Source organism: Cellulomonas sp. ACRRI, assembly GCF_022346185.1.
Taxonomy (GTDB): Bacteria; Actinomycetota; Actinomycetes; order Actinomycetales; family Cellulomonadaceae; genus Cellulomonas.
The window spans coordinates 1-7,643 of the sequence record NZ_JAKRMS010000164.1 but is presented as its reverse complement, the minus strand read 5'-3'; the positions used below and the strand labels follow the sequence as shown (position 1 = coordinate 7,643).

The 7,643-nt window shown below is 77.5% G+C and carries 6 protein-coding genes and 1 pseudogene; 5 read left to right on the top strand and 2 right to left on the bottom strand.

Going from position 1 to position 7,643, the window contains the following annotated elements; all coding sequences use genetic code 11:
- Positions 1–34: 34 nt before the first annotated feature.
- Positions 35–553, bottom strand: coding sequence for a hypothetical protein (locus tag MHY85_RS19235; protein WP_239199651.1), 519 nt, complete (start codon positions 551–553; stop codon positions 35–37).
- Positions 554–719: 166 nt separating this feature from the next.
- Between MHY85_RS19235 and MHY85_RS19230 the strand changes: the two genes are divergently transcribed.
- From MHY85_RS19230 to MHY85_RS19215, 4 genes are read left to right on the top strand one after another with little or no spacing between them, the layout of a single operon-like run.
- Complete coding sequence (locus tag MHY85_RS19230) at positions 720–1,850, top strand: hemin ABC transporter substrate-binding protein (RefSeq protein ID WP_239199649.1); 1,131 nt, start codon at positions 720–722, stop codon at positions 1,848–1,850.
- Positions 1,847–2,968 carry a FecCD family ABC transporter permease gene (locus tag MHY85_RS19225; protein WP_374234130.1) on the top strand — a complete coding sequence of 374 codons (1,122 nt, stop codon included), beginning with the start codon at positions 1,847–1,849 and terminating at the stop codon, positions 2,966–2,968. The genes MHY85_RS19230 and MHY85_RS19225 overlap by 4 nt, the downstream gene beginning before the upstream one ends.
- Positions 2,965–3,780, top strand: a complete 816-nt coding sequence (locus MHY85_RS19220) for a heme ABC transporter ATP-binding protein (protein ID WP_239199647.1) — start codon at positions 2,965–2,967, stop codon at positions 3,778–3,780. Before MHY85_RS19225 ends, MHY85_RS19220 begins: the two co-directional genes overlap by 4 nt.
- A complete protein-coding gene (locus tag MHY85_RS19215) occupies positions 3,777–4,631 on the top strand; it encodes a hypothetical protein (protein WP_239199645.1) in 855 nt (284 codons plus the stop codon). The genes MHY85_RS19220 and MHY85_RS19215 overlap by 4 nt, the downstream gene beginning before the upstream one ends.
- A gap of 665 nt (positions 4,632–5,296) precedes the next feature.
- On the opposite strand, the pseudogene MHY85_RS22080 reads toward MHY85_RS19215, so the two are convergent.
- Positions 5,297–5,377: pseudogene (locus MHY85_RS22080) on the bottom strand (hypothetical protein); the annotation flags it as partial.
- Between the two features lie 30 nt (positions 5,378–5,407).
- On the opposite strand from MHY85_RS22080, the gene MHY85_RS19210 reads away from it, so the two are divergent.
- On the top strand, positions 5,408–7,438 hold the full coding sequence (locus MHY85_RS19210) for an HtaA domain-containing protein (protein ID WP_374234132.1): 2,031 nt from the start codon (positions 5,408–5,410) through the stop codon (positions 7,436–7,438).
- The last annotated feature ends 205 nt before the right edge of the window (positions 7,439–7,643 follow it).

Genomic DNA, 7,643 nt, shown 5'->3' with positions numbered 1-7,643 from the left:
GGTGCGGGGTGCGCGGGGGGTTTGCGGGCGCGGGTCAGCCGTGGGCCAGGAGCTCCAGGGCGACGACCGCGGCGCCCAGCGCGACCTCGGCGACGAGCACCAGGAGCTTCTGCCAGCCGGGGAGCGCGACGCGGCGCACCGCCAGCCAGCCCACGACGCCCAGGCTCGCCACCAGGGCGATCGTCGACGCCCGCAGCGCCCCGTCGACGGTCCAGGACCCCGTGGCCGCGACGCCCACGAAGACCATCGGCAGCACCAGCACCCCGAGCGCCCCGGTGCACACGGCGACCATGTGCCGTGCCTCGGCGGCGGTCGGCAGCGCGGCGTGCACGGCGATGTGCGACACCATGTCGGCCAGCAGCACCGCGAGCAGCGTGCCCCCGACGGTGATGAGCAGGGTGGTCGCGGCCACCCCGGCGGTGACGTCCCCGTGCGACCGCAGGGTGAGGACGACGGCCAGCGCCGCGAAGGTCACGTAGACCCGTTCCTTGAGGCGGTCCGCGCGCTCCCCGGGGGTGGGCGCGGGGGCGTCGGCGCGGGCTCGGCGGTCCATCGGCCCAGGCTAGGCGGCGTCACCCGAAAGGTGTCCGACGCGCTCGTCCTGACGCGGCGTCTTGTCTTCTGAGGCATGACTAACTTAGGTTTGGCTCACCTTCGCCACGGCGCCCGATCGGAGCGCCCCCGTGCGCGAGCCTCACCCGCACAGGAGTCGCTTCGTCATGCCCGCACGCCCGTCCGCCCCGCTCCGCCGCGCCGCCCGCCGGTCGGTCCCGGCCCTGGTGGCGGCCCTCGTGGTGGCGGCGCTCGCCGGGTGCACCGGGGTGGCCGGGGCGTCCGGGGGCGGCGCGGCGGTGGTCGCGGGGGACCGGCCCGCGCTGGCCGACCTGACACCGCTGGACGAGCCGCGCGCCTGGGAGGGCGAGCAGACCGCCGTCGCCGCCGCGACGCCGGTGGACCCCGTGGCCGACGACCCGCAGCCCGCGCTGCCGGTCACGGTCACGGACGCGCAGGGCACCGAGGTCACCGTCACCGACACCAGCCGCGTCCTCGCGCTCGACCTGTACGGCTCGACGTCCCGCATCCTCTTCGAGCTCGGGCTCGGCGGCAGCGTCGTCGGCCGGGACTCGTCGTCGGACTTCCCGGAGATCGCCGACCTGCCCGTGGTGACGACGAGCGGGCACGACCTGTCCGGTGAGGCGATCCTCGAGCTCGCGCCGACGCTGATCATCACCGACACCACCCTCGGCCCGTGGGACACGGTGCTGCAGATGCGCGACGCGGGCATCCCGGTCGTGGTGGTCGACTCCCACCGCGAGCTCGGCACCGTCGGCGACCTGATCGCGTCGGTCGCGGCGGCGGTCGGGCTGCCGGACGAGGGCGCCGCCCTCGCGGCCCGCACCGAGGCAGAGATCGACGACGTCCGGGCCCAAGTCGAGCGGCTGGCCCCGGCCGACCCCGCCGACCGGCTGCGCGTGGCCTTCCTGTACCTGCGCGGTCAGGCCGGCGTCTACTACCTGTTCGGCGAGGGCTCGGGCGCGGACTCGCTCATCGAGGCGCTGGGGGCCGTCGACGTCGCCGGCGAGATCGGCTGGCAGGGCATGCGGCCGGTCACCGACGAGGGGCTCGTGGCCGCCGCCCCGGACCTCGTGCTCGTGATGACGAAGGGCCTGGAGTCGGTCGGCGGGGTGGACGGCCTGCTGGAGCAGCTGCCCGCCGTGGCGCAGACGCCCGCCGGCGAGCACCGGCGGATCGTCGACATGGCCGACACCCAGGTGCTGTCGTTCGGGCCGACCTCGGCGCAGACGCTCGACGCGCTCGCCCGGGCCTTCTACGCGCCGGACGCCTCGTGACGGCGCTGCGCGAGCCCGGCGCGGACCGGGTGCGCACCGCACCCGCGCCCGCCCGTGCCGCGACCCCGGGCGTCGCCCGCACCCGCCACCGCCGCGTCGTCCCGCTCGCGATCGGCCTCGTCGTCGCGCTGCTCGCCCTCGCGGTCGTCGCCGCCGGCACCGGGCAGCTGCGCGTCCCGCCGGCGGAGGTGCTGGGCTCGGTGCTGCACCGGCTCGGTCTGGACGTCGGCCCGCTGCCGAGCCACGCGAACGGCGACGCCGCCCTGTGGACCATCAGGTTCCCGCGCGTCGTGATGGCCGTGCTCGCCGGGGCCGCGCTCGCCACGGCCGGCGCCGTCATGCAGGGCGTGTTCGGCAACCCGCTCGCCGACCCGGGCGTGGTCGGGGTGTCGTCGGGCGCGGCGCTCGCGGCCTGCACCGGCATCGTGTTCGGGCTGAACTTCCTCGGCGCGTTCACGTCGGCGGCGCTGGCGTTCGCCGGCGGCCTCGTCACGACGCTGGTGGTCTACCTGCTCGCCCGGTCCGGCGGTCGGACCGAGGTGGTCACGCTGGTGCTGACGGGTGTCGCCGTGAACGCGGTGGCGGGCGCCGGCATCGCGTTCCTCACCTTCCTCGCCGACACCCAGGCGCGCGAGCAGATCGTGTTCTGGCAGCTCGGGTCGCTGAACGGGACCCGCTGGCAGTACGTGGCCGTGGTCGCGCCGTTCGTCGCGGTCGGGCTGCTCGTGGCTCTGCTGGTCGCGCGACGCCTCGACCTCCTCGCGCTCGGGGAGCGGGCCGCGCGGCACGTCGGCGTCGACGTCGAGCGGCTGCGCGTCGTCAGCATCGTCGCGGTCGCCCTGCTCACCGCCGCGGCGGTCGCCTTCTGCGGGATCATCGCGTTCGTCGGCCTGGTGGTGCCGCACCTGGTCCGGATGCTCGTGGGCCCGGGCCACCGGGCGCTGGTCCCGCTGAGCGCGCTGGGCGGCGCGGTGCTGCTGCTCGCGGCGGACCTCGTCGCCCGCACCGCGGTGGCCTACGCGGACCTGCCGATCGGCATGCTGACCGCCCTGGTCGGCGGGCCGTTCTTCTTCTGGCTCATCCGCCGCACCCGCCGCCAGGCCGGGGGCTGGGCGTGAGCGCGGCGGTCGAGCTGGCCGGGGCCGGGTACGACGTCGACGGGGTGACGCTCCTCGACGGCGTGGACCTGCGGGTCGAGGCCGGCGAGCTGCTCGCGGTGGTCGGCCCGAACGGCGCCGGGAAGTCGACGCTGCTCGGCCTGCTCGCGGGGGACCTGCACCCGACCCGCGGCACCGTCACGTCCGACGGCGCCCCGGTCGGGCGGCTGCGGCCCGCCGACCTGGCCCGGCGGCGCGCCGTGCTGCTCCAGGAGCACCGGCTGAGCTTCCCGTTCGCGGTCGCCGAGGTGGTCCGGATGGGCCGCGCGCCCTGGCGGGGCACCCCGGCCGAGGACGACGACGACCGCCTGGTGGCCGAGGCCGCGGCCGCCGCGGACGTGCTGCACCTCGCCGAGCGCCGGTTCCCGACGCTCTCCGGCGGCGAGAAGGCCCGCACCGCGTACGCCCGCGCCCGGGCCCAGGCGACGCCGGTGCTGCTGCTCGACGAGCCGACCGCGGCGCTCGACCTGCGGCACCAGGAGATGCTGCTCGGCCAGGCGCGCGACCTCGCCCGCGCGGGGCACGCGGTCGTCGCCGTCCTGCACGACCTGAGCCTCGCCGGCGCGTACGCCGACCGGGTGCTGCTGCTCGGCGAGGGCCGGGTGCACGGGCTCGGCGCCCCCGCCGCGGTCCTGCGCCCCGACCTGCTCGGCGCCGTCTACCGGCACCCGGTCGAGGTCCTCGTCCACCCCCGCACGGGCGACCTGCTCGTGCTGCCCGACCGCACCGCCGGCACCGGCGACGCCCGCACCACCACGGAGGACCCCCGATGACCCCGACGCCGCTCCGCGCGCTCGCGGCCGCCGCGCTCGCCGCGGCCGCCGCCCTCGCCGCCGCCGGACCCGCCGCCGCTGCTCCGCAGGTGGTGGTCGTCGGTGAGGGTGGGCAGCCGGTCGCCGCGGCGGACGCGCCGACGAGCGTGCAGGTGTCCGGCACCGGCTTCCAGTCGGTGCCGGGCGGGTTCGGCGGGGTCTACGTGCTGTTCGGCTGGGTCGACCCGGCGTCCGAAGGCTGGCGGCCGTCCGCCGGCGGCGTGTCCGGCGCCCAGTACCGGTACGCCGTCGACGTGCAGGGCCAGGAGAACGCGGGGTACCAGCGGTTCGTCGCGTTCCCCGGCTCGACCACCGCCGTCGAGGCCAACGGGGGCGAGGTCGCCGAGGACGGCTCCTGGTCGACGGACCTCACGATCCCCGGGGCGACCATCACGGCGCTCGACGCCGACGGCGGGACGGTCGAGGTCGACTGCCGGGCCGTGACCTGCGGCGTCATCACGATCGGCGCGCACGGGGTCGCGAACGCGAACAACGAGTCGTTCACGCCGGTGACGTTCGACGAGCCCGGCGCCGCGGCCGCGCCGCCGAGCGCGGAGCCGTCCGCCGAGCCCGCGGAGGCAGCCGCCGAGCAGGACCCCGCCGAGCCGACTGCCGAGGTGACCGCCGTCGCGGCCCCGGTCGACGACGACGCGGACACCGGGGGCTCCGGGGCCGCGCCGTGGGTCGTCGCCGGGTCGGCGGCCGCAGCGGCGGTCGGGGCGACCGTGGCGGGGGTGGCGGCGGCCCGCGGGGCCCGGCACCGGCGGGAGGCCGGGACCCCCGGCGGGGCGCCGGACGACGAGCAGCAGTGACCGAGGAGGACCGCGGCCCGTCGGGGGGCGCGGCCCGCACGATCGCCCGGGTTCCCGGGCCGGAGAGGGAGACGATGCACCGAGGAACGAGGACCCGCGCCTGGCGCGCGGTCACCGGCGCGCTGGTCGCGCTGGTCGTAGGGGCGGGCTCCGCGCTCGTCGCGACCCCCGCGGTCGCCGCGCCGACGCCGACGCTGACGGTGTCGCCGACGACGGGCCTGGACCCGGAGGGCGCGACGATCACGATCACCGGCCAGGACTTCGACCCGGCGTTCACCCAGGGGCCGATGACGGCCGGGATGTACGCGCAGATCGGGTGGCTGGCGAGCACCTGGCGCCCGTCCGAGGGCGCGCCCGCGTCCGCGCGGACGAACGCCTACCGCGTCGCGGTCGAGAACACCCCGACCGGCGGCGAGTACGTGCAGTGGACGATCGGCGAGGACGGCCTCGCCGACTTCACCTGGACGCAGACGATCACGAAGGCCGCCCTGGACGCGGTCGCGATCGACGGCGGGCAGCTCGCGGTGTTCACCGTCGGCGGCAAGGGCGTCGTGCAGGTGGGCAACGAGCTCGCCGTCCCGATCGCGTTCGCCGAGCCCGTGACGGAGGAGCCGGGGACCGGGGAGCCGGGCACCGGGGAGCCGGGCACCGGGGAGCCGGGCACCGGGGAGCCGGGCACCGGTGAGCCGGGCACCGGTGAGCCGGGGACCGGTGAGCCGGGGACCGGTGAGCCCGGCACCGAGCAGCCCGGCACCCCCGCGGAGCCGACGCTCACGGTGTCGCCGACCACGGGCCTGGACCCGGACGGCGCGACCCTGACAATCACCGGGTCCGGCTACGACACCAGCGCGCTCGGCCTCTACGGCCCGAACGCGGGCAAGCCCGCGGGCTTCTACGCGCAGGTCGGCTGGCTGGCGAGCACCTGGCGCCCGTCGGAGGGCGCGCCCTCGGCGGCGCGCACGAACGCCTACTCCGCCTGGGTGCAGGGCGTCAGCGAGACGGCGCCGTACCTGAAGTGGACCCTCGCCGCCGACGGCACCGCGGGCTTCACCTGGACGGTCACCGTCGACAAGGAGACGCTGGACGAGAAGGCCCTCGCGGGCGGCACGCTCGCGGTGTTCACCACCGGCGCCGGCGGCACCACCCAGGCGGGCAACGAGCGCGCGGTCCCCCTTGCTTTCGCGGCGGCCGGCGGCGAGAACCCGGGCGGCGAGAACCCGGGCGGCGGGACCCCCGGCGGCGGGGAGAACCCCGGCACCCCGGGCACCCCCGGCGGCGGCACGCCGGCGCCGACCTGCGTCGCGGTCTCCGGCGCCACGTTCTCCTGGGGCGTGCGGGACTCGTTCCGCTCCTACATCACCAGCCCGATCGCGCACGGCTCCATCAGCACCACCGGCGTGACCGGCGCCGGCCCGTGGACCTGGTCCGCCGGCTCGGGTCGGGTCGACGCGGCCGGCCTGGCGACCGCGACGTGGTCCGGCGGCGTCCGGTTCACCGGCCACGACGGCGCGCTCGACCTGACGTTCGCCAGCCCCGAGGTCCGGGTCACCGGCGCCACCACCGCGTCGCTGCTGATGTCCGTGTCGTCGGGCACGGCGGCCGCGACCCGGGTCGAGGTGGCCACGCTGGACCTGTCGGGTGGCACCGCGGCGTCCACCGCGGCGCAGGTCGCCTGGTCGGGCGTCCCCGCGACGCTGACCGCCGCGGGGAGCACGGCGTTCGCCGGGTTCTACCCGGCCGGCGCCGCGCTGGACCCGGTGTCGTTCACCCTGCCGCTCGGCGCGGCGACGGACTGCGGCACCCCCACGGTCCCGACCACGCCGACGGTCCCGACGACCCCGACGACCCCGACCGTGCCCGGCGGCGAGCCGGCGCCGGTGCGCGAGATCCAGGGGCTGAACGCCGCGGGCGCCGTCGTCGCGGGCGGCGAGCTCACCGTCACGGCGAACGGGTTCGGCGCGGGCGAGGGCGGCATCCGCCTGGAGCTGCACTCCGACCCGGTCCTGCTGGCCACGCTCACCGCCGACGCGTCGGGCACCGTCGCCGCCACGGTCACCGTCCCGGCGTCCACGCCGGCGGGGGCGCACACCCTCGTGCTCGTCGGCGCTGGCCGGACGCTCGAGTTCCCGATCACCGTCCAGGCCGCGGCACCGACCTGCGTGGCCCGGGCCGTGTCCGGGGCGACGTTCACCTGGGGCGTGCGGGACTCGTTCCGCAGCTACGTCTCCGGCCCGGTCGCGAACGGCTCGATCAGCGCCTCCGGCGTCTCCGGCTCCGGCCCCTGGACGTGGTCGGGCGGCACCGGGCGCTACAACACCGCGGGCGCCGTCGGCTCCACGTCCTGGTCGGGCGGCGTGCACTTCACCGGGCACGCCGGCCAGCTGGACCTGACGTTCTCGAACCCGACGGTCCGCGTCACGAGCGCGTCGTCCGCGACCCTCACGATGACGGTCGCGAGCCCGTCCGGCTCGTCCCGGGTGGCGCTCGCCACGCTGGACCTGTCCGCCGGCTCGGCGTCCCCGGGCGCCTCGCAGGTCGCGTGGTCGGGCGTCCCGGCGACGCTGACCCAGGCCGGCGCGACCGTGTTCCAGGGGTTCTACACCGCGGGCGCGGCGCTCGACCCGGTGTCGTTCGCGCTGCCGCTCGGTGCCGAGGTCGAGTGCGACGCCGCGTCCGGCAGCCTGGCCGCGACCGGTGCCGAGCCCGGCGACGCCCTCGGGTACGCCGCCGCGCTGCTGCTGTTCGGCGCGCTGCTGACGGCGGCGGCGTACCGTCGTCGGCACCGGACCGCCGCGGCCGCGGCCTGACCGACGGGCCGGCGCGACCCCGCGGGTCGCGCCGGCCCGGACCACCGTGCCCGGCACGGTGTCGCGCGGAGGGCGACCGCGTGGCACCGTGTCCGGCGCGCCCCTTCTGCTCCGTGATCCGAGGACCCGCATGACCGCCCAGCACCCCGGCCGCGAGGCCGGTGCCGCCGCACGACCCGCAGGCCCGCCCGCCGGCCACCCCGGC

Bases quoted from the DNA above. Each gene is read 5' to 3' on its own strand.
- MHY85_RS19235 (WP_239199651.1), bottom strand. From the start codon at position 553: ATGGACCGCCGAGCCCGCGCCGACGCCCCCGCGCCCACCCCCGGGGAG.
- MHY85_RS19230 (WP_239199649.1), top strand. From the start codon at position 720: ATGCCCGCACGCCCGTCCGCCCCGCTCCGCCGCGCCGCCCGCCGGTCG.
- MHY85_RS19215 (WP_239199645.1), top strand. From the start codon at position 3,777: ATGACCCCGACGCCGCTCCGCGCGCTCGCGGCCGCCGCGCTCGCCGCG.